We start from the raw sequence: 18,420 nt of genomic DNA on the forward strand, positions 1-18,420 counted from the left end.
CGAAAAGGACGCGAACAACGCGCACTCTTGGAGAATTTTTATGGGGCTCAAGAAGACCGGTAACACCCGCTTGATGGGTGGTGTTGCCCTTTGGGTTTTGGCTTTTAATTGCGGGGCGGTTGCACAGGATGCAGTAGCGGATGCAGCACCGGCGACACCCGTTGCCGGACAGGATCAACCGGTGTCGCAGCTACAACAGATCGTGATCAGCGCCGGCGTGCCCAAAGTCGCGATCGACACTCCTCAGGCCGTCACCGTGCTGGACCAGGAAGCCATCGACGACCTGCAACCGCGCTCGATCGGAGACGTCTTCCAGGAGATCCCGGGCGTCACGCCGATCGGCAGTAACTCGATCCTCGGCGAAAGCATCAATATCCGCGGTATCGGTGAAGCTCTTTCCGGCGACGAGACCCGGATCATCATGCAGGTAGACGGGGTCAACAAGTTTTTCGAACAGTACCGGATGGGGTCGTTCTTCTCCGATCCGGAACTCTATAAACAGATCGAAGTCCTGCGTGGACCGGCATCATCGACCCTTTATGGCGCCGGTGCGATGGGCGGTGTGATCACCTTCACCACAAAGGATGCCAGCGATTTCCTCGATCCGGGTGACCTGATCGGCGGCCGGCTGAAAACCTCCTGGGATTCGAACGGCAACGGCTGGCTGGGCAGCGCGATCGTCGCGGCGGAACCGGTCAAGAACCTCGAGTTGCTCGGCGCGCTCAACTATCGGCAGTCTCAGGACATTACGGATGGCCAGGGCAACGAGGTCCCGGACACGGATTTCAACTCCATCAACGGTCTGATCAAGGCCCGTTACACCTTCGGGGAAAATGAAGACCAGTCCGTTTTCGCAAGTTACCAGAACTGGTCGAGTGACGAGGACGACCAGAACTACGACCAGATTGCCTGGGGTCCGGACTTTGGCGATGTCGACCGCACAGTGACGGATCAGACCGCGATCGTCGGTTATGCAAACGGGTTTTCAGGAAACGATCTGCTTGATGTGAAGGCCCAGTTCAGCTGGTCCGACACGCGGGTCGAGCAGAAGAACCAGGATCAGATCTGCGCCCAGTTCGCCCCGGCGCCCGCGCCGCCGACCTGCTATTACCCGTTTGGCTTCAATTCCGAATACTCCTACGAGACCTGGCAGGGCAAGGCCGACAACGTCGCAACGTTCCAGCTGGGCGAAGACTGGATGGCCTATGTCACGACCGGCATCGACGGCCAGTACCAGGAACGCCGCAATCCGCGTGATTTCGGCACGTATGTGCGCAGTGGTTCAGGGACTCACCCGGAAGGCGAAACGGTCAACGTCGGCGGCTATGCGCAGGCCGAACTGGTGTGGAACGACCGCATCACCCTCATTCCCGGCATGCGGATCGACTACAGCAACGTGTCTGTCGGCAGCTACGTGGACGGCAGCGGCAACACCATCAACCTGAACGAGGAAAAGAGCGCCGTCGGCTACTCGCCAAAGCTTGCAGCCATGATCAAGATGTCCGAATGGCTCGGCGTCTTCGGCTCCGTCGCACACACCGAGCGTCTGCCGTCCCTCGACGAGGTGTTTTCGAACTACGTCGTCAACGATCTCGACAAGGAACTGTCGAACAACTTCGAGGCCGGTGTCACCTTTTCTTTCGATGACCTGATCATGGGTGGTGACGCTTTCCGCCTGAAGGGAACGGCGTTCCGCAACAACGTCACCAACTACTACGCCAGCTACTGGAACGGTTCGACAGTGGTGACGGAAATCATTCCGAAAGCCCGTTACGAAGGGCTTGAGCTGGAAGCCTCCTACTGGACCGAAAGCATTTACGGGTCTCTCGGCGCCTCGCTGATCCGGGGCAACAACGTCAGCACCGGCGGCTACATGAATGCCGTCCCCGCCGACAGCGCCTTCCTCAAGATCGGCTACGTCTACCGTCCGTGGAACCTCGACTTCGGCTGGAAGGGCGACTTCTACGCCGCCCAGGACCGTGTAGGCGTAGACGAACAGGAAACCGCTGGCTACGTGCTGCATAACCTTTATGCGGCATGGAAACCGACCGACGGTTTCATGGCGGACAGTGAGGTCCGGTTCAACGTCGACAACGTGTTCGACAAGTCGTACCGGAACCATCTGAGCGAAGACGAAGGTGCAGGCCGCAGCTTCAAGCTGAGCTTCGCCAAGAAGTTCTGATCCATGACCCGCCGCCTGTCCCCGCGGGCGGCGGGTTTCAAGCCCGGTTGCGGCTGACGACTGCGAATCGAAAAGCGCTCCCTTTCCCTTCTGGAAACGCTTTCATCAAAGTGACATCGACACCCTGTATTCAGTGTTGGAAACGTTTCCAAGACTGAAGGAGCCAAGGGTGAGATCGCGTCCGCCGACGATCAAGGATGTTGCCGAGCAGGCCGGTTGCGGCATTGCAACGGTGAGCCGCGTCCTCAACGGCACCGGCTCCGCCAGCGCCGACACCCGCCGGAAGGTTCTTTCGGCAGCAAAAGCACTCGGCTTCGAATTCAGCGCGCTTGGCCGATCCCTGCAAAGCAGCTCGACAAAGACACTCGGCTGCATCGTCCCTTCTCTCGCCAATCCCGTGTTTGCCGAAGTCGTCCAGGCTGCCCAGCAGGAAGCCCACCGCGAAGGCTATCAGCTCATTCTGGCATGTTCGGAATACGACGAAGTGCTGGAGCTTCAGGCCGCACGCACCCTGATTGCCAAACAGGTCGACGGCCTGGTCCTGACGGTCAACAATGCCGCCGACAGCGAGGCACTGGGGCTGATCCGGGATCGAAACCTTCCCTGCTGCCTCGTCTATAACCGCTCCTCTTTCGGCTTGCCCGCGTGGGCTGTCGACAACCGCGCCGCCGCGCGTGAAGTCGCAAGGGCTTTTCACAGCCAGGGACACATTCAAACCGGTTTTCTGGCCCTGCGGTTCCACCGCTCCGACCGCTCGCGTGAGCGCTACGAAGGCTTTGCCGCTGCATGCCGTGAGTTTGGCATGGCAGACCCGCTTCTTCTGGAAATCGAGGAGCAGGACGGCACCCTTCTGGAATTGCTCGGCACGCTTCTGGCGGAGCATCAGGCCCTGACCGGAATTTTCGCATCCAACGACTTTCTCGCCCTTGCCGCCATGAAGGCCGCACGGGCCCTTGGCAAACGCATTCCCGACGATCTGTCGCTGGTCGGCTTCGACGGTATTTCCACCGGCCTGCTGGTCGACCCACATCTGGCGACCGTCGAAACAGATCCGCGCACCATGGGTCAGGGCGCCGTCAATTCCGTGCTGGCAAGGCTGCTGGACCGGCCCACCCCCGACCTGCCGTCCGCAGCCGCCACATTCAGTTTCCGCGCGGGAGGCAGCCTTGGCCCTCCCGTTCCCGGAAAAGCCGATGGCAGAGAAGCTGCCACTTCCCTGCCATCCAATGAGTAACCCCGAGACCTGCTTGAGATCGCTTCAGGAGTCACTGACATGAAACGTACACTTTTCGCATTGGCCATGACAATGGCGGCCGTCGTGCCGGCAAAGGCCGAAGATGCCGTTTGCTACAACTGCCCTCCGCAATGGGCCGACTGGGCATCGATGCTGGAAGCCATCAATGAGAAGCTCGGCATTGCCATGCCGCATGACAACAAGAATTCCGGCCAGACCCTCAGCCAGCTTCTGGCCGAGAAGGCCGCGCCGGTCGCCGACGTTGCCTATTACGGCGTGACCACTGGCATCAAGGCCGGCAACGAAGGTGTCGTCACCGCCTATAAGCCGGCCGGTTTCGATGACATCCCCGAAGGCCTGAAGGACCCGGAAGGCAAGTGGTTTGCCGTTCACTACGGCACCCTCGGCATGTTCGTGAATGTCGACGCGCTCGGCGACGCTCCGGTGCCGCAGTGCTTCGCCGATCTGAAAAAGCCGGAATATCGCGGCATGGTCGGCTACCTTGATCCGTCTTCCGCCTTTGTCGGCTATGCAGGTGCGGTTGCCGTCAATCTGGCCTTCGGCGGCGATCTGGAGAACTTCGATCCGGCTATCAGCTACTTCAAGGAACTGGCGGAAAACGATCCGATCGTTCCCAAGCAGACCTCTTTCGCGCGCGTCGTTTCCGGCGAAATCCCGATCCTCTTCGACTATGACTTCAACGCCTATCGCGGCAAATACGAAGAAGACGGCAACTTCGAATTCGTGCTGCCGTGCGAAGGTTCCGTGCGTGTTCCCTACGTGATGAGCCTGGTGGCAGGCGCACCGCATGAGGAAGCCGGCAAGAAGGTTCTGGACTTCATCCTGTCCGACGAAGGCCAGGCCATCTGGACCAATGCCTACCTGCAGCCGTCCCGCCCGGTGGAACTGCCGGCTGAAGTCGCCGCGAAGTTCCTGCCTGCAAGCGATTACGAGCGTGCGGTTGCCGTCGATTATGCCCACATGGAACGCGCCCAGGCCGGTTTCGGCGAGCGTTACCTGAACGAAGTCAAATAACATCCTGACCCGGCGGGCCGGAGCGCATTGGCGTTCCGGCCTGTTTTTCCGAAGGCATTCTTCATGTCCGACAGAACATTCGTGACCGCCTGCCTTGTACCGCTGGCGGTATTCGCCCTCGCTTTTCTGGCTCTGCCGCTGGTGCGCCTGGTTCAGGCTTCCTTTGAATCGGAAGCCGGCTGGCACATCTACCTGCAGATCCTGCAAACGCCTCGATATCTTGAAACCCTGGTCAACACGGTGCTGGTGTCGCTGGCGGTCAGCCTTGCCGCGCTCGCTCTGGCAACCACCGCCGGCCTGTTCCTGGCGCGAAACCGGTTCTTCGGACGCGGCCTGCTGCTTTCCGTCCTGACGCTGCCGCTGGCCTTTCCGGGCGTCGTCATCGGCTTCCTGATCATCCTCCTGGGGGGACGTCAGGGGCTGTTCAACCAGCTATTGCCCGGGCACATCGTGTTTGCCTATTCGCTGATCGGCCTCTTTCTCGGCTATCTCTATTTTTCCATCCCGCGCGTCCTGCTGACGGTGATGGCCGCCGTTGAAAAACTCGACCCCGCACTGGAAGAAGCCGCCCGCACCCTCGGCGCATCGCCGTGGCGCATTGTCATCGACGTGATCCTGCCCGGTCTTGCCCCGTCCCTCGTAGCCGCCGGTGCAATCGCCTTCGCCACCGCCATGGGAGCCTTCGGAACCGCCTTCACGCTGGCCACCAATATCGATGTCCTGCCGATGGTGATCTATACCGAATTCACCCTGTCGGCGAACATCGCCATGGCGTCAGCCCTGTCCGTTCTGCTGGGCCTTGTGACCTGGGCCCTGCTTTACATCGCCCGCAGTTTCGCGGGAACGACGGTTGCGGCGGGAGGCTGACATGAAAAGATCCCTCGCCTGGTGGCTGCAGTGCGCAGTCACGCTTGTTATCGCCGCCTTTCTGCTGGTCCCGGCCATCCAGTCGATCCTGGCCGGGGTAACAGCCAACTACTTCCGCGGTCTTTCCTCGGGCCTGACCCTGAAATGGATCGGGCGGGTCTGGGAGTTATATTCCGCCAGCATCTTCCTGTCACTCTGGCTCGCGATAGCCTGCCTTGCCGTCACACTGGTGATCGGCGTTCCGGCGGCGTACGCCCTTGCCAGAAATCCCGGACGCCTGTCGCGCCTGCTGGAAGAGTTCATCTCCTTGCCGCTCGCCATTCCCGGCCTCGCACTGGCGCTCGCGCTCTTGCAGCTCTACGGAACCTTGTCCGGGTTCCGCACGTCCTGGACCTTCATCCTCGTCGGCCATGTTCTCTACACGCTGCCGTTCATGGTGCGATCGGTCCTGGCCGTCCTGATGGCCATGGATTTCCGCAGCCTGGAAGAAAGCGCGGCGACACTTGGCGCGTCTGCCTTCACGCGGTTTCGAACGGTGATCATCCCCAATGCCATGCCGGGCATCCTGGCTGGTGCCCTGACCGTGGTGACGCTCTCCATAGGCGAATTCAACCTCACCTGGATGTTGCACACGCCTTATCTGAAAACCCTGCCCGTCGGCCTTGCCGACAGCTATGCCTCCATGCGGCTGGAGGTTGCCTCCGCCTATACGCTCGTCTTCTTCGCGATGATCGTGCCGCTGTTGATGGCCATGCAATGGGCCTCCGCCAGAGCGCAAAGGATCGCTCAATGACCCTGACAATCGAAAACGCCGCCAAGACCTTTGCCGATGGCACGCGGGCTCTCTGCCCGACCAACCTGACCGTCGGTCCCGGCGAAATCCTGTCGCTGCTCGGTCCCTCTGGCTGTGGCAAGACGACCCTGCTGCGCATCATTGCCGGACTGGAGCGCCCCGATGCGGGCAGCCGGATCCGGTTCGACGAAACCGACGTGACCGGACTTGCCGTGGAACATCGCAATGTCGGCATGGTGTTTCAGTCCTATGCGCTCTTTCCCAACATGAGCGTGCGCGCGAATGTCGGCTACGGCCTGAAGGTTAGAAAAGTGCCGGCGGAAGAACGCCGGCAACGTGTGGACGAGGTGCTGAGCCTGTGCCGCCTTACCGACTACGCCGACCGCCCGACAAATGCCCTGTCTGGCGGGCAGCGCCAACGGGTGGCCCTGGCCCGTGCCGTCGCACCGCGCCCCAGGATCCTGCTGCTGGACGAACCCCTGTCCGCGCTGGACGCCGCCTTGCGCGACAACCTGCGTGACGAACTGGCCGCCATGCTGCGGCAATTCCGGATCACGGCTGTTTTCGTCACCCACGACCAGAGCGAGGCGATGGCGATCGCGGACCGGATCGCGGTGATGTCGAACGGAACCATGCTTCAGGTCGGCCGGCCAGAAGAGCTGTACCACACTCCGGCCAATGCCTTCGTCGCCCGGTTCATCGGCAACGCCATGCCATTGACCGGACACATGGAAAACGATGTACTGCAGCTGCCTGGCGGACAGTTGAAGCTTCCCGCTGGCGCCGCCGGCAAAACAGCTTACATACGGTCGGAAAACGTCCGGCTAGACCAGACAGGATCCTTGTCGGGAACAGTGGAAACCGTCACGTTCTCCGGCGGTCATTTCCGTCTCGCCGTGGGCGGCGTCCTTCCGGATGCCGGCCTTCTCTATCTTCAGCACCCGGGCAGGACAGCCCCTGAAACCGGCAGCACCGTGCGCCTCACCATTGATCCCTCCGACCTCATCTTCCTTGCAGACCAGACATCGACCCATTCATGACCAAGATCATTCAGATTTCAGACACCCACATTGTTCCTGAAGGAGCACTCGCCTACGGACAGGTCGACACGGCCGCGGCCCTTGCCGAAACGGTCGCCACAATCAACCGTCTGCTGCCGCAGATCGGTCCAGTCGACCTCGTGATCGTTACCGGCGACCTGACCGAACATGGAACGCCGGAAGAATACGACCGGTTCAAGATGCTGATGGCGGACCTCGACCTGCCCTACAGGGTGCTGCCGGGAAACCACGACCGGCGCGAGCCGATGCGGGAGAATTTCGCAGACGCACTGTGGATGCCCCGCACCGGCCCCCTGGACTGGCAGATCGATTTTGAAGACTTTGCCGTTGTCGGGCTCGACAGCCTTACCGAAAGCGCAGCGCATGGCACACTTGAACCGGCAACCCTGTCCTTCCTGACGGACGCGCTCTCCGGTCTTGGCGACAAACCCGCGATAGTCGGTTTTCATCACCCTCCCTTTGCCGTGGGGATCAAGGCCATGGACGCGCAGAACCTGCACGACGCAGACAGCCTGGGCACCGCCCTCTCCCTTCATTCCGGGCAGGTTCGGCTTGTCTGCGGCCATCTGCACCGCTCCATCGCCGGCCTCTTTTCCGGCAGTCTGTGTCAGGTCTGCCCCGGCACCTCGCATGCGGTCACGCTGGACCAGCGCACCAACGCCGGCAACAGCCTGACCAAGGAACCTGGCGGGATGCTGCTTCACGAATGGCGAGACGATGGTTTCCTGACGCACCTCATTCCGGTCGGCGCCTTTCCGGGGCCTTATCCCTTCCTGGGCGTTTCCTGAGATCCTGAAAAGAGCGTCGTGCAACGCGCCTGCCGGCGCCTCATGGCCCGGGAAACGTCGACCGCCAGCGGCGCAAAAAGGTTTCCCGGGTCAGGGCATCCAGTGCGACCATGAGCGCAGGGGAAAGACCGATCGGCCGCAGGGCTGTCGAACTCAGGACCTCGCCTTCATTGCCATCCTCCGTTTCCAGAAGCGGGCTGATCAGCAGTGCGGTCCGAAGTGCAAGCGTGCCTTCCGAGGACAAGAGGAAATCCAGGAACGCCTCGGCCTCGGCTTCGTTGCTTGCCTGCTTCGGGATCATGAAGGTGCGCGACAGGACCAGTGTGTAGTCAGACGGCAGCACGATGCCGATCCTGTCGTCGTTCAGCTGATAGCCCTGGGCGTAGGAGCCAAGCACGTTGTAGGCGATCAGGTAGCGCCCCTCGGCAACACCCTTGATGATGTCGACCGAGCAACAGGTGGAAATCGCCTGTGAGCGGCCGAAGGATTCCTGAAGCGCGCCGAAGGTGGTTGCTTCCTGCGCGTCGGCAAAAGCAAACAGATACCCAAGCCCCGACTGCTCGATGTCATAGGTCGCGACTCGCCCGGCATAGGGAGTGCCGGAAGGCCGAAGGAGATCGAGCAGGTCGAAGCGGGTCTGCGGAATATCCTCCACGGGCACCAGCTCGCGGTTATAGACGATCACCGCGGGCTCTCGGGTGATGCCCCACAATTCGTCGCGCCAGCGAAGGGCCTCCGGCAACTGTTCGGTCAACCGTGAGCGGTAGGACGCTGCGCAGGCTTCGTTGACCAGCTGCACCATCTGGTGAACACCGGAGCTGATGACAATGTCGGCGCCTGGAACGCCGTCGCGGCAGTCCCGGCGGGTCAGGCGGTAGAGCTCGTTCGATCCCCATTGCTCGTAGCGCACCTGCAGCCCAGACCGGGTGCGCAGGAAGCTTTCGACCACGGGACCGAAGATGGAAATATCCGTCGTGGAGCGCACCACCAGCACACGGTTGGTGGTCTCCGGTCCGAAATTTTCCACCAGCTCCTGGGCCGACACGGCCTGGCCGGTGGCAAGCAGCATCACGACTGCAGCCAGGCACTTCAGCAGATAGGCGAGCCGCTTCATGTCCGCCCCTCCGGTACGGCTGCAAACACAAGGGCTGCACGAAAACGCGCCCCACCCGTCTTTTCCAGACGCAATTCGCCATCGTAGGAAAGGGCGACGGAATGCGCGATCGCAAGACCGAGGCCGGAACTGCTTTGCCGCGACAGCGCGCCCTTGTTGAAACGGGACCCCAGTTCGGCAAGAACCCCGTCCACCGGTCCACCGCCCGCATCTTCCACCCAGATACTGGCCCGCCCACCTTGCAGCGAAGCCCCGATCCGCACCGGTGAGCGGCCGTATTTGAGCGCGTTGTTCAGGAGGTTCTTCAAGGCTTCCTTCAGCGATTGCACATCCGCCAGCACTTCGACAGGGTCTTCGCCGATCTCCAGGATCACGTCGAATTCCGGATTGAGAACAGCATGATCGCCTTCCTCGAAAACGTCGAGGGTAATATCGCGCAAGTCCACCTTCTCCCGTCTGGCGCTGTCGCCTCGGTGGATCACCAGTGCCTGGCTCAGAAGCTGGTCGAGCAGACGGCCGAGGCTTGCCGTTCGGGTCTGTATCCTCTCGACGATCTTTTCCTTGCGGGAAAGTTCCGCTTCGTCGGTGAAGAGATCCGCCTGGGCCCTGAGGGCAGCGACAGGCGTCCTGAGCTGATGCGCGGTGTCGGAGATCAGATGCCGCATGGAATTCATCTGCCGGTCGAGCCGGGCCATGAAGCCGTTGAGGGCATTGATCATCACCGCCGTTTCCCGCGGCACCGACGTGTCGAGCGGTGTCAGGTCGTGGGGGTCCCGTGCCGAGAGACCGCCGGCGATCCGTTCCAGCGGCTGCAGCACCGAGCGGACGACGACGACCGACAACAGCACCATTGCCAGGCCGGAGGCTGCAAGCACGTAGAGCGCCTTGCGGGTGATGTCATAGGCCATGTCGTTACGCGCCCGCAGGGTCTGGCCGACAACCACCTTGATCGTGCCGTTGAGCGTACGCTCGGCAAACCGGCGCGAGACCACCGCAAAACGGGCTGGCTCTCCAAAGAACGAACCGTCGAAAAACCCTTCCCGGAAATCGCGCCGACCTGTCGGCAGGGTGATTTCATCATAGCCGGTCAGCGTCGCACCCTCCGGGCCGATAATGCGATAGCCGATCCTGTCGTCGGGGGCGAGCGCCAGCAACTCGAACGCCGAAACCGGCAACTCGATGACGGGCCTGTCGTCCTGAACGGTGATCGACGAAGCAATGCCTGTCGCCGCGCCCAGGAGCAACCGGTCGTAGGCGCTTCTGGCCGCTTCCCGGCCATAGGCGAATGCCGCGATGGAAACGATCACCCCGCCGAAGATCAGCAGAAAGGCAATCCCGAAGGCAACACGTGCGGTGAGCGAGGTCGACGCCAGCCTGCGGATGAGATCAGTCATCGACTTCCAGCTTGTAACCAAGCCCTCTCTGGGTCTCGATCCTGACAGATCCGCCCGAGAGTTTCTTGCGCAGCCGCGCAACATAAAGCTCCAGCGCGTTCATGCTGACGTCGGTGTCCTGGAAACTGAATACCCCTTCGAACAGACGTTCCTTGCTGACGGTCTTGCCGCGATTGCGGACCAGGATCTCCAGCAGCGAGAATTCGCGCCGGGTCAGATTGATCGGGCTGTCGCCCTGACGCACGACCCGCGCGGAAGCATTGAACGTAAGGCTGCCAAGCGTCAGTTCCTCGGCTTTGTCGCCTTGTTCGCGGCGATAGAGTGCGCGGATGCGGGCTTCAAGTTCGCGGTGGTCGAACGGCTTGACCAGGTAATCATCCGCCCCGGAATTGAGCGAGGATACTCTGTCGTCGACGGAAAATTCCGCCGTCAGCATCAGCACCGGCGTGCGCTCGCCCCGAGACCTGATCTCTTTCAGCAGCTCGGTGCCCAGGCCATCCGGCAAATTGATATCAAGAACAATCACGTCGTAATGCTGAACGTTGACGCAGGCCCTCGCCTCTTCCAGCGACTTTGCCAGATCGCAGGCAATGCCAGACCGGTCCAGCCGGATCATGATCGCCTCCGCCATATCAAACGTGTCTTCAACGAGCAAAAGACGCAAAGATTCGTTCCTCCCGCCTCCAGTCTTGCCCCGCAATTTCGCTGCTTGCAAGCAATGTGCCCCCTGGTGACAGGTTGATGACAGGGTTTGGCGCTAGGCTCTCCTCACGTCCGTTGGGAGGACCCGCCTTAACGCGGCACAACGGATACCAGGGGCTCACCAAAAGCCTTGCACATGTGGAGGAAACACAACATGGCATTCAAAACGACCCGCCTTCTGCTGGCGGCCGCATTCCTTGGCGCATCCGCTTTCGGCGCAACAGCTGCCGATTTCACGCCGGAAAACCCGGAGTGCATCGCACCGGCCAACCCGGGTGGTGGCTGGGACTTCACCTGCCGCCAGGTCGGCAAGACCCTTCAGGACCTGAAGCTTCTCGACAAGACCATGCAGGTTGTGAACCTGGCTGGTGGCGGCGGCGGCGTGGCCTATGCTGAAGTCGTCAACAAGCGCGGCGACGACAACGACCTGATCGTTGCAGCTTCCTCGGCAACCGCAACCCGCCTTGCCCAGGGTGCCTTCCCGGGCAACACCATGGACCAGGTTCGCTGGGTGGCTTCCGTTGGCGCTGACTACGGCGTGATCGCCGTTGCGGCCGACAGCCCGATCAACACCCTGCCGGAACTTCTCGACCAGATGAAATCCGACCCGACGTCCGTATCCGTTGCCGGCGGTTCCGCTGTTGGTGGCTGGGATCACCTGAAGGTTCTGATCGCTGCAAACGCTTACGGCATCGAAGACGTCCGCACCGTGAAATACATCGCTTTCGACGGTGGTGGTGAAGCCGTGACCCAGCTTCTGGCCGGTTCCGTCCAGGCTTTCACCGGTGACATTTCCGAAGCCAAGGGCTTTGTCGACAGTGGCGACATCAAGGTGATCGCTGTTCTGGCACCTGAGCGTCTGTCCGGCGAATTCGCCGACTTCCCGACGGCAAAAGAACAGGGTGTCGACGCGATCGGCGCAAACTGGCGCGGTTTCTACGCACCGGGCAACATGTCCGACGACGCCTATAACGCATGGGTGTCCAAGATCTCCGATCTGTACGCAAGTGAAGAATGGAAAGGCATCATGGCTGCAAACGGTCTGGCTCCGCTCGACCTGCAGGGTGCCGAGTTCCAGGAATTCGTTGCCAACTCGGTTCAGCAGATCCAGAACATCTCCAAAGAAATCGGCATCATCAAATAAGAATGCCGTCAGTCCGACTGGAGGGGGCGCAGTCCATGTGCCCCCTTCTTTTTCAGGACGCGTCCGAACGCGGGCAATATCCGGTTTTCCGCACGCAGCTTTGAGACTGACAGCGTAACGCCGGAAGTATGTCTGCCTGATCATTGTCCGCCCGATTGGGCAAAGTGGATTGTCGGCGGACACAGTGGCACACTTCGGGTGCCAACAAACAACAGAACACATAAGGGGCGGCCGCCGGACTTGGGGAGGAGCCGCTATTAGGAAGGTATCCATGAGCGACCGCATCTTTGGCGCGGTCGGGCTACTTCTCGCGCTGGGATATGCCTGGGCCGCTCTTGTCATCGAAGAAAGCTTTCTGTCCGACGCCGTCGGCCCGAAGGCGTTCCCCCTGATCATCGCATCCGTGTTGGGTCTGTCGTCGCTGGCGATTTTCCTGAAACCCGACGTCGCCCCGGAATGGCCGTCGCTGCCGCGTCTTCTTGAAGTCGCCATGGCAGTGCTGGCGATGATCCTCTACGCGATACTCCTGCCGGAAGCCGGCTTCATCATCGCGACAGCCATTGCCGCTGCCTATCTGACCTGGCGCCTCGGCTCTTCACCGATCGGCTCGCTTATCACCGGCTGCCTGACTTCGCTCGGCATCTATGCGGTCTTCCACCTCGTTCTTGGCCTGTCCCTGGCCAAGGGCCCGTTCGGCTTTTAACGGAGCATCGCCATGGAAACTCTCTCTTCACTGGCCGACGGCTTCATCATCGCGCTGACCTGGCAGAACCTGCTGCTGGCCCTGCTCGGCTGTTTTCTCGGCACCATCATGGGCGCCCTGCCGGGCCTCGGCCCGTCCAATGGCGTCGCTATCCTCATCCCGCTTGCCTTCACGCTCGGTCTTGGCGCTACGCCGTCATTGATCCTGCTGACGTCGGTCTATTACGGCGCCATGTACGGCGGGCGTATCTCGTCGATCCTCTTGAACATTCCCGGTGACGAACCGGCGATGATGACCTGTCTCGACGGTTACCCGATGGCCCAGCAGGGCCGCGCAGGCGAGGCCCTCTCGCTGTCGGGCGTTGCCTCCTTCGTTGGTGCCTTCCTGGCCACCTGGGGCCTGATCCTGCTGGCACCGCAGCTGGTCAAGATCGCGCTTCTGTTCGGTCCGGCGGAATATTTCGCCCTGTTCACCCTGGCCTTCGCCACGCTGGGCGGCGTTGCCTCGACCAACCAGGCCAAGACCGCCTTCGCAGCCGCGCTCGGCATTGGCCTTGCCACCGTCGGTGTCGACACCCAGACAGGCGTGCCGCGCTTCACCTTCGGCGAAGTGCACCTCTACGACGGAATCGACTTCCTGGTTGCCATCGTCGGCCTGTTTGCACTGTCCGAGGTCTTCCTGTTCCTGGAACACCGTCACGGCAATGCCGACGCCAACTCCAGCAAGATTTCCGTCGGCCGGCTGATGCCCAGCTTCTCGCTGCTGAAGTCCTGCACCCCGACCATGCTGCGCACCAGTCTGCTCGGCTTCATTGCCGGCGTTCTGCCTGGTGCCGGCGCGTCGCTCGGCTCGTTCATCTCCTATACGTTCGAGAAGAAACTGGTCGACAAGGAAGGCACCTTCGGCAAGGGCGACCCGCGCGGTGTCGCCGCGCCTGAAGCCGGCAACAACGCCGCCGCGGGTGGTGCGCTGGTGCCGATGCTCGCCCTCGGCGTTCCCGGTTCCGGGACCACGGCCGTGCTGCTGGCGGTTCTGCTGGCGCTCAACATCACCCCGGGCCCGCTGCTGTTCACTCAGCAGCCGGATGTGGTCTGGGGTCTGATCGCGGCCCTGTTCATTGCCAACTTCATGCTGCTGGCCATGAACATCCCGATGATCGGTCTCTTCACCCGCGTCCTGTTGATCCCGCCGCGAATCCTCATGCCCATCGTCGCCATGGTCAGCTTCGTCGGCATCTACGGCATCTCCGGCTCCTCCTTCGATCTTCTGGTCATGGTCGGCTTCGGTGTGCTGGGCTGGGTGCTGCGCAAGCTGGACGTGCCGCTGGTCCCGATCATCCTTGGCACGCTGCTCGGCAACGCCATGGAAAACAACCTGCGCCGCGCAATCACCATCAGCAACGGCGACTGGTTCACCCTGATCGACAGCCCGCTTTCGCTGACCCTGTGGAGCATGGCCATCATCGGCTTCGTCCTGCCGATCATCTTCGGCAAGGTCCTGAAGGCCCGCATGCGTCACATGAAGAAGGACGAAGAGGGCTCGGTCATCGACTGATCGCTGCCAACACCGCAAGAAACGAAAACGCCCTCTCCTTCCGGATGAGGGCGTTTTTTGTTTGCGGACGTCTCACCGCCGCCATTCCCGATTATCCGAAGCGAAGCTGCCACCCAGCGGGGAACCAACATGCAAGGCGCCAGTCAAAAATGCTTCAGACTTGAGAAGACGAACTCAGCTAAACCACCAGCGCTCCGTAGCGCGCAGACCGTCGAGCGGCCAGTTTGCGGCGACTTTTTCCGGATGACTGACCTTGTCGCTGAGTGCCATCACGTAGCTTGCGAACATGGGGATGATGGTGCCGCCATCGGTCCTGACGATGTTCTGCATCTCGCGATACATATCCGCGCGCTTTGCTTCGTCGAGTTCGGACCGCGCTTCGCTCAGAAGCCGGTTGAAGCGCTCGTTGTCCCAATAGGTATCGTTCCACGGCGCCCCGGCAGCGTAGGCGAGCGTGAAGGTCGCGTCCTCGGTCGGGCGTCCGGTCCAGTAGACCGCGCAGAACGGCTTCTTCATCCAGACATCGGACCAGTAACCGTCATTGGGCTCGCGCACCGGCTGAATGTTGATACCGGCCGCCTCTGCTTTGCTTGAATAGAGCACTGCTGCATCGACAGCGCCGCCAAAAGCAGCGTCGGAGGCGGAGAGTTGCAGATCCAGTGAGCTGAGGCCCGCCTGTTTCAGATAATATTTCGCCTTGTCCGGATCATAACTGGTCTGCTCAAGATCAGCTGCGTAAAAGCGGTTGGCCGGGCTGATCGGGTGGTCGTTGCCAACCGAGCCATAGCCAAAGAGGATCTTGTCGACGAGTTCCTGCCGGTCGATGGCGTATTTCAAGGCCATGCGGACATTGTTGTCGTTGAAGGGCGCTGCCCGTGTGTCCATGGCGAACGTATAGTGCTGACCACCGGTCGCCGAGACGATCTGGACACCCGGAGCGCGCTGGAACAGATGCACCGTTTTCAGATCCACCTGGTCCACGACGTCGACATTTCCGGTCATCAGTGCAGCCTGCCGCGCTGCCGGATCAACAATGGCCATCAGGACAACCGCATCGAAATGGGCACGGTCCGATTTCCAGTAATTCGGATTGCGCGTGAGCTCGGCGATGTAGCCGGGTTTGAAGTTGGTGACTTTGTACGGACCGCACCCGTCACCGCTGGTGGGATCGATCTTGCCATCCGAAGACTTCAGGATCGGCATATGGTAGTCGCTCACCACATAAGGGAAATCGGCGTTGCCTGCATCCAGTGTGAAAACGACGGTATCGCCGTCGCTGGCAATGTCGGTAACCGGTGCAAGGAAGGGCTTGGCAGCCGAACTGCTGTCCGCGCCGCGGTGATAGTTGATCGAGGCGACGACATCATCAGGTGTCACGGTACCGCCGCTGTGGAACTCGACACCGCTGCGGATCTTGAACGTCCAGACCTTTGCATCGGGAGATGACGTCCAGCTTTCCGCCACTTCCCCGACGAGGGATCCGTCCGAGGCGATCTCCACCAGGTAGCCGTTGCGGGCAAAGGCGAAGACCTGCGAATAGGTGTTGTCCCAAACTGCCGGATCGTACGTGTCGTTGGTATTGCCCGAGGCAATCCCGAAGCGGATCGTTCCGCCTTTTTTGGGCTGGGCAACGGCCGGCCCGATACCAAGAGACGATACGAGAGCCGTGGCGCCAAGCGCAGCAGTTCCCCCGAGAACGCTTCGCCGCGAGACTGCCAGTCGGTTTTGCGGCGTAAAGGCCTCTCCCATTCCATGGTTCTCCTTGATGAGCGTGATAGGTTTCAGTTCAACTTGTTGGCCGGTGCGGACGGCCAGTCGCGATAACCGGAATTTCGGCAAATTCCGCCCGCCCGGCCCGGCGGTGTCACCATCGGGCCTTGCATGATCTTGTTTCGAGTGTCCGCTGCCTTGCGTCCGCAGCCTCGGGCCGTGCCGGTGCCTAGCTGGCGTAGTTCGAGCCTTCGTCGTCCAGAATGGCTTTCAATTCGGCGAAGTGGTCGTGCCCAAGGCCCGGATAATTTTCAATTTCCTGCGCGGTCTTCTCGGCAATCTCAGGGCTGAGAACGCGCAGTGGTTTTCCGGTCTGCAGTGCCCGGATGTAGGTCTCCGCAGCACGTTCGAAATGATAAAGGCGGTCAAAGGCTTCCGCGACAGTGCTGGCGACGACCAGAACGCCGTGGTTGCCCATGATCAGCACCTTGAACTTCGGGTCGCGAAGCAACATCGCGCAGCGTTCGCCTTCTTCCTCGAAAGCAAGTCCGCCATAGTTCTCGTCAATTGCAAAGCGGCCATAAAAAGTCGCGGTGTTCTGGTCGATCGGCGGCAGAGTGCTGTCGGCAAGGCAGGCCAGAACCGTGGCATGGACCGAATGCACATGCATGACGCAGCGCGCATGTGGGCATTGCCGGTGGATGGCGCCATGCAATCCCCAGGCAGTCGGGTCCGGAGCGTTTGGATGTTCCAGCGTTTGCGGGTCATTTGCATCCAGCAAAATCAGGTCGGATGCCCTGATCCGGCTGAAATGCCGCTGGCGGGGGTTCACCAGAAAAGCCGTGCCTTCGTCATTGACGGCAAGGCTGAAATGATTGGCGACAGCTTCGTGCATTCCAAGACGCTCGGTCCAGCGGAATGCTGCCGCCAGGTCGATCCGCTCCGCCCAGTGGGTGATGTTCGAATGTTCTGCAACACGCAGCATGCACTGTCTCCCTCGCTTTCTCTTTGACGCTAGGGAGCGCTTTCAACATTGACAAACAATATATTCGATGGCGTTGCATTAATAAAATTAATACGCATTATGTCAGTTGATGAATGAGTGAGGTGCACGCATGAAGACGGTTGGATTGCCTCCGCTGGCCTGGTTGCGGGCATTCGAGGCAACTGCGCGCCATCTCAGCTTCACCCGAGCCTCGCAGGAATTGAACCTGACCCAGTCCGCGGTCAGCCAGCATGTACGCAGCCTCGAGACCTTGCTCGGTTGCAATCTGTTTGTGCGCAAGACGCGTGCCCTGGAACTGACGCTCGAAGGGGAAACCTATCTGCCGAGCCTGCGTGAAGCCTTCGACCTGATCACCAGGAGCACGCAGCTTGTCACCGGCAGTGACCTGGGGCGCAATCTGACGCTTCAGTGCAATCTGGCCTTTTCCGTCTATTGGCTGGCCCCGCGCCTTCGCCGGCTTTACGAAGAATTTCCCTGGCTGACGCTCAACATAGTGACATCGATCTGGGACACCGAAAAGCGCGCGGCCGATGCCTCCCTGGAAATCCGCTTCGCCCGTCCGGAGGACATGCCGACCGCCGCCATTCGGCTTGCAGAGGAAAAATGCTATCCGGTCTGCTCACCCGACCTGCCTCAAGAAGAGCGCTCACTGGAGAGCGGCAGGCTGTTCGACTGCGCGGGCATCACCGGCTCCTGGTCCGGTTGGATGAACTCGCAAGGCAGGTCCTTTGCAAGGGAAGCCGAAGTCAATCTGGCGTCGACCTATGTAATCGCGATTTCGGCAGCCTTGAACGGTGCGGGCCTCGTCCTCGCACACGACACGCTCGTCGGTGACCTCCTCCGAAGCGGTGACCTTGTTCGTCCCTTTGAACATCAGGCGCCCCTGAGTGAAGCCTACTTCGTCCGGACCCCGCCACCTTACGCGGAAACGCCTGCCTCCAAGGTGTTTTTGGACTGGATCCAGAAAGAGCGGGCTTCTGCGCGCTGATCTGCAATCCAGCCTGCCAGCAAAGCAAAGGCGCTTTCACAAGAGCGCAATAGTCTGAGTTTTTGAAAACGGCCACGCGCCCAAGGCAAGTGGATATCTGGGTTCCGGATCTTACCGCATAGCCACGCCGCGGGCCGCCAGGAAT

General features: G+C 60.9%; 16 protein-coding genes. 11 read left to right on the top strand and 5 right to left on the bottom strand.

Annotated elements, in window-relative coordinates; translation table 11 throughout:
* Window positions 1-40 precede the first annotated feature (40 nt).
* The 7 genes from HCG46_RS05825 to HCG46_RS05855 all read left to right on the top strand — a co-directional run bounded on the left by HCG46_RS05825 (window position 41) and on the right by HCG46_RS05855 (window position 7,960).
* Window positions 41-2,182, top strand: a complete 2,142-nt coding sequence (locus HCG46_RS05825; RefSeq protein ID WP_168685098.1) for a TonB-dependent receptor — start codon at window positions 41-43, stop codon at window positions 2,180-2,182.
* Between the two features lie 169 nt (window positions 2,183-2,351).
* Window positions 2,352-3,416 carry a LacI family DNA-binding transcriptional regulator gene (locus tag HCG46_RS05830; protein WP_168685100.1) on the top strand — a complete coding sequence of 355 codons (1,065 nt, stop codon included), beginning with the start codon at window positions 2,352-2,354 and terminating at the stop codon, window positions 3,414-3,416.
* A gap of 39 nt (window positions 3,417-3,455) precedes the next feature.
* Window positions 3,456-4,451, top strand: coding sequence for an ABC transporter substrate-binding protein (locus tag HCG46_RS05835; RefSeq protein ID WP_209009314.1), 996 nt, complete (start codon window positions 3,456-3,458; stop codon window positions 4,449-4,451).
* Window positions 4,452-4,514: 63 nt separating this feature from the next.
* A complete protein-coding gene (locus HCG46_RS05840; protein ID WP_031270343.1) occupies window positions 4,515-5,318 on the top strand; it encodes an ABC transporter permease subunit in 804 nt (267 codons plus the stop codon).
* A gap of 1 nt (window position 5,319) precedes the next feature.
* Window positions 5,320-6,111, top strand: a complete 792-nt coding sequence (locus tag HCG46_RS05845) for an ABC transporter permease subunit (protein ID WP_023003146.1) — start codon at window positions 5,320-5,322, stop codon at window positions 6,109-6,111.
* A complete protein-coding gene (locus HCG46_RS05850) occupies window positions 6,108-7,151 on the top strand; it encodes an ABC transporter ATP-binding protein (protein WP_062491416.1) in 1,044 nt (347 codons plus the stop codon). The genes HCG46_RS05845 and HCG46_RS05850 overlap by 4 nt, the downstream gene beginning before the upstream one ends.
* Entirely contained in the window at window positions 7,148-7,960 is an 813-nt protein-coding gene (locus tag HCG46_RS05855; protein WP_168685102.1) for a phosphodiesterase, read from the top strand. The genes HCG46_RS05850 and HCG46_RS05855 overlap by 4 nt, the downstream gene beginning before the upstream one ends.
* A gap of 40 nt (window positions 7,961-8,000) precedes the next feature.
* On the opposite strand, the gene HCG46_RS05860 is transcribed toward HCG46_RS05855, so the two are convergent.
* The 3 genes from HCG46_RS05860 to HCG46_RS05870 are packed head-to-tail and all read right to left on the bottom strand — an operon-like array spanning window position 8,001 to window position 11,132.
* Complete coding sequence (locus HCG46_RS05860) at window positions 8,001-9,074, bottom strand: extracellular solute-binding protein (protein WP_286185200.1); 1,074 nt, start codon at window positions 9,072-9,074, stop codon at window positions 8,001-8,003.
* A complete protein-coding gene (locus HCG46_RS05865; RefSeq protein WP_168685104.1) occupies window positions 9,071-10,468 on the bottom strand; it encodes a sensor histidine kinase in 1,398 nt (465 codons plus the stop codon). The genes HCG46_RS05860 and HCG46_RS05865 overlap by 4 nt, the downstream gene beginning before the upstream one ends.
* Window positions 10,461-11,132 carry a response regulator transcription factor gene (locus HCG46_RS05870; protein ID WP_023003141.1) on the bottom strand — a complete coding sequence of 224 codons (672 nt, stop codon included), beginning with the start codon at window positions 11,130-11,132 and terminating at the stop codon, window positions 10,461-10,463. Before HCG46_RS05870 ends, HCG46_RS05865 begins: the two co-directional genes overlap by 8 nt.
* A gap of 192 nt (window positions 11,133-11,324) precedes the next feature.
* Between HCG46_RS05870 and HCG46_RS05875 the strand changes: the two genes are divergently transcribed.
* The 3 genes from HCG46_RS05875 (at window position 11,325) to HCG46_RS05885 (ending at window position 14,571) form a co-directional block, all read left to right on the top strand.
* Window positions 11,325-12,314, top strand: coding sequence for a tripartite tricarboxylate transporter substrate-binding protein (locus HCG46_RS05875; protein ID WP_023003140.1), 990 nt, complete (start codon window positions 11,325-11,327; stop codon window positions 12,312-12,314).
* 271 nt (window positions 12,315-12,585) lie between these two features.
* Window positions 12,586-13,017, top strand: coding sequence for a tripartite tricarboxylate transporter TctB family protein (locus HCG46_RS05880; RefSeq protein WP_023003139.1), 432 nt, complete (start codon window positions 12,586-12,588; stop codon window positions 13,015-13,017).
* A 12-nt stretch (window positions 13,018-13,029) separates the two neighbouring features.
* Window positions 13,030-14,571 (top strand): tripartite tricarboxylate transporter permease, encoded by a 1,542-nt coding sequence (locus HCG46_RS05885; protein WP_168685106.1) that lies wholly within the window; start codon window positions 13,030-13,032, stop codon window positions 14,569-14,571.
* Between the two features lie 174 nt (window positions 14,572-14,745).
* On the opposite strand, the gene HCG46_RS05890 is transcribed toward HCG46_RS05885, so the two are convergent.
* Window positions 14,746-16,320 carry an ABC transporter substrate-binding protein gene (locus HCG46_RS05890; RefSeq protein WP_077291908.1) on the bottom strand — a complete coding sequence of 525 codons (1,575 nt, stop codon included), beginning with the start codon at window positions 16,318-16,320 and terminating at the stop codon, window positions 14,746-14,748.
* Window positions 16,321-16,510: 190 nt separating this feature from the next.
* The gene (locus HCG46_RS05895; RefSeq protein WP_168685108.1) at window positions 16,511-17,266 is read right to left on the bottom strand and encodes a class II aldolase and adducin N-terminal domain-containing protein; all 756 of its coding nucleotides are present in this window, start codon (window positions 17,264-17,266) and stop codon (window positions 16,511-16,513) included.
* A 130-nt stretch (window positions 17,267-17,396) separates the two neighbouring features.
* On the opposite strand from HCG46_RS05895, the gene HCG46_RS05900 reads away from it, so the two are divergent.
* Window positions 17,397-18,275, top strand: coding sequence for a LysR family transcriptional regulator (locus HCG46_RS05900; protein WP_152509700.1), 879 nt, complete (start codon window positions 17,397-17,399; stop codon window positions 18,273-18,275).
* Window positions 18,276-18,420 lie beyond the last annotated feature (145 nt).

The organism is Labrenzia sp. PO1 (assembly GCF_012273635.1).
GTDB lineage: Bacteria > Pseudomonadota > Alphaproteobacteria > Rhizobiales > Stappiaceae > Roseibium > Roseibium algicola.

Excerpts from the sequence above, each read along its gene's own strand:
- HCG46_RS05900 (WP_152509700.1), top strand. The coding sequence starts at position 17,397 with ATGAAGACGGTTGGATTGCCTCCGCTGGCCTGGTTGCGGGCATTCGAG.
- HCG46_RS05895 (WP_168685108.1), bottom strand. The coding sequence starts at position 17,266 with ATGCTGCGTGTTGCAGAACATTCGAACATCACCCACTGGGCGGAGCGG.
- HCG46_RS05890 (WP_077291908.1), bottom strand. The coding sequence starts at position 16,320 with ATGGGAGAGGCCTTTACGCCGCAAAACCGACTGGCAGTCTCGCGGCGA.
- HCG46_RS05825 (WP_168685098.1), top strand. The coding sequence starts at position 41 with ATGGGGCTCAAGAAGACCGGTAACACCCGCTTGATGGGTGGTGTTGCC.
- HCG46_RS05880 (WP_023003139.1), top strand. The coding sequence starts at position 12,586 with ATGAGCGACCGCATCTTTGGCGCGGTCGGGCTACTTCTCGCGCTGGGA.
- HCG46_RS05840 (WP_031270343.1), top strand. The coding sequence starts at position 4,515 with ATGTCCGACAGAACATTCGTGACCGCCTGCCTTGTACCGCTGGCGGTA.
- HCG46_RS05865 (WP_168685104.1), bottom strand. The coding sequence starts at position 10,468 with ATGACTGATCTCATCCGCAGGCTGGCGTCGACCTCGCTCACCGCACGT.
- HCG46_RS05845 (WP_023003146.1), top strand. The coding sequence starts at position 5,320 with ATGAAAAGATCCCTCGCCTGGTGGCTGCAGTGCGCAGTCACGCTTGTT.
- HCG46_RS05835 (WP_209009314.1), top strand. The coding sequence starts at position 3,456 with ATGAAACGTACACTTTTCGCATTGGCCATGACAATGGCGGCCGTCGTG.
- HCG46_RS05875 (WP_023003140.1), top strand. The coding sequence starts at position 11,325 with ATGGCATTCAAAACGACCCGCCTTCTGCTGGCGGCCGCATTCCTTGGC.
- HCG46_RS05860 (WP_286185200.1), bottom strand. The coding sequence starts at position 9,074 with ATGAAGCGGCTCGCCTATCTGCTGAAGTGCCTGGCTGCAGTCGTGATG.
- HCG46_RS05855 (WP_168685102.1), top strand. The coding sequence starts at position 7,148 with ATGACCAAGATCATTCAGATTTCAGACACCCACATTGTTCCTGAAGGA.
- HCG46_RS05885 (WP_168685106.1), top strand. The coding sequence starts at position 13,030 with ATGGAAACTCTCTCTTCACTGGCCGACGGCTTCATCATCGCGCTGACC.
- HCG46_RS05850 (WP_062491416.1), top strand. The coding sequence starts at position 6,108 with ATGACCCTGACAATCGAAAACGCCGCCAAGACCTTTGCCGATGGCACG.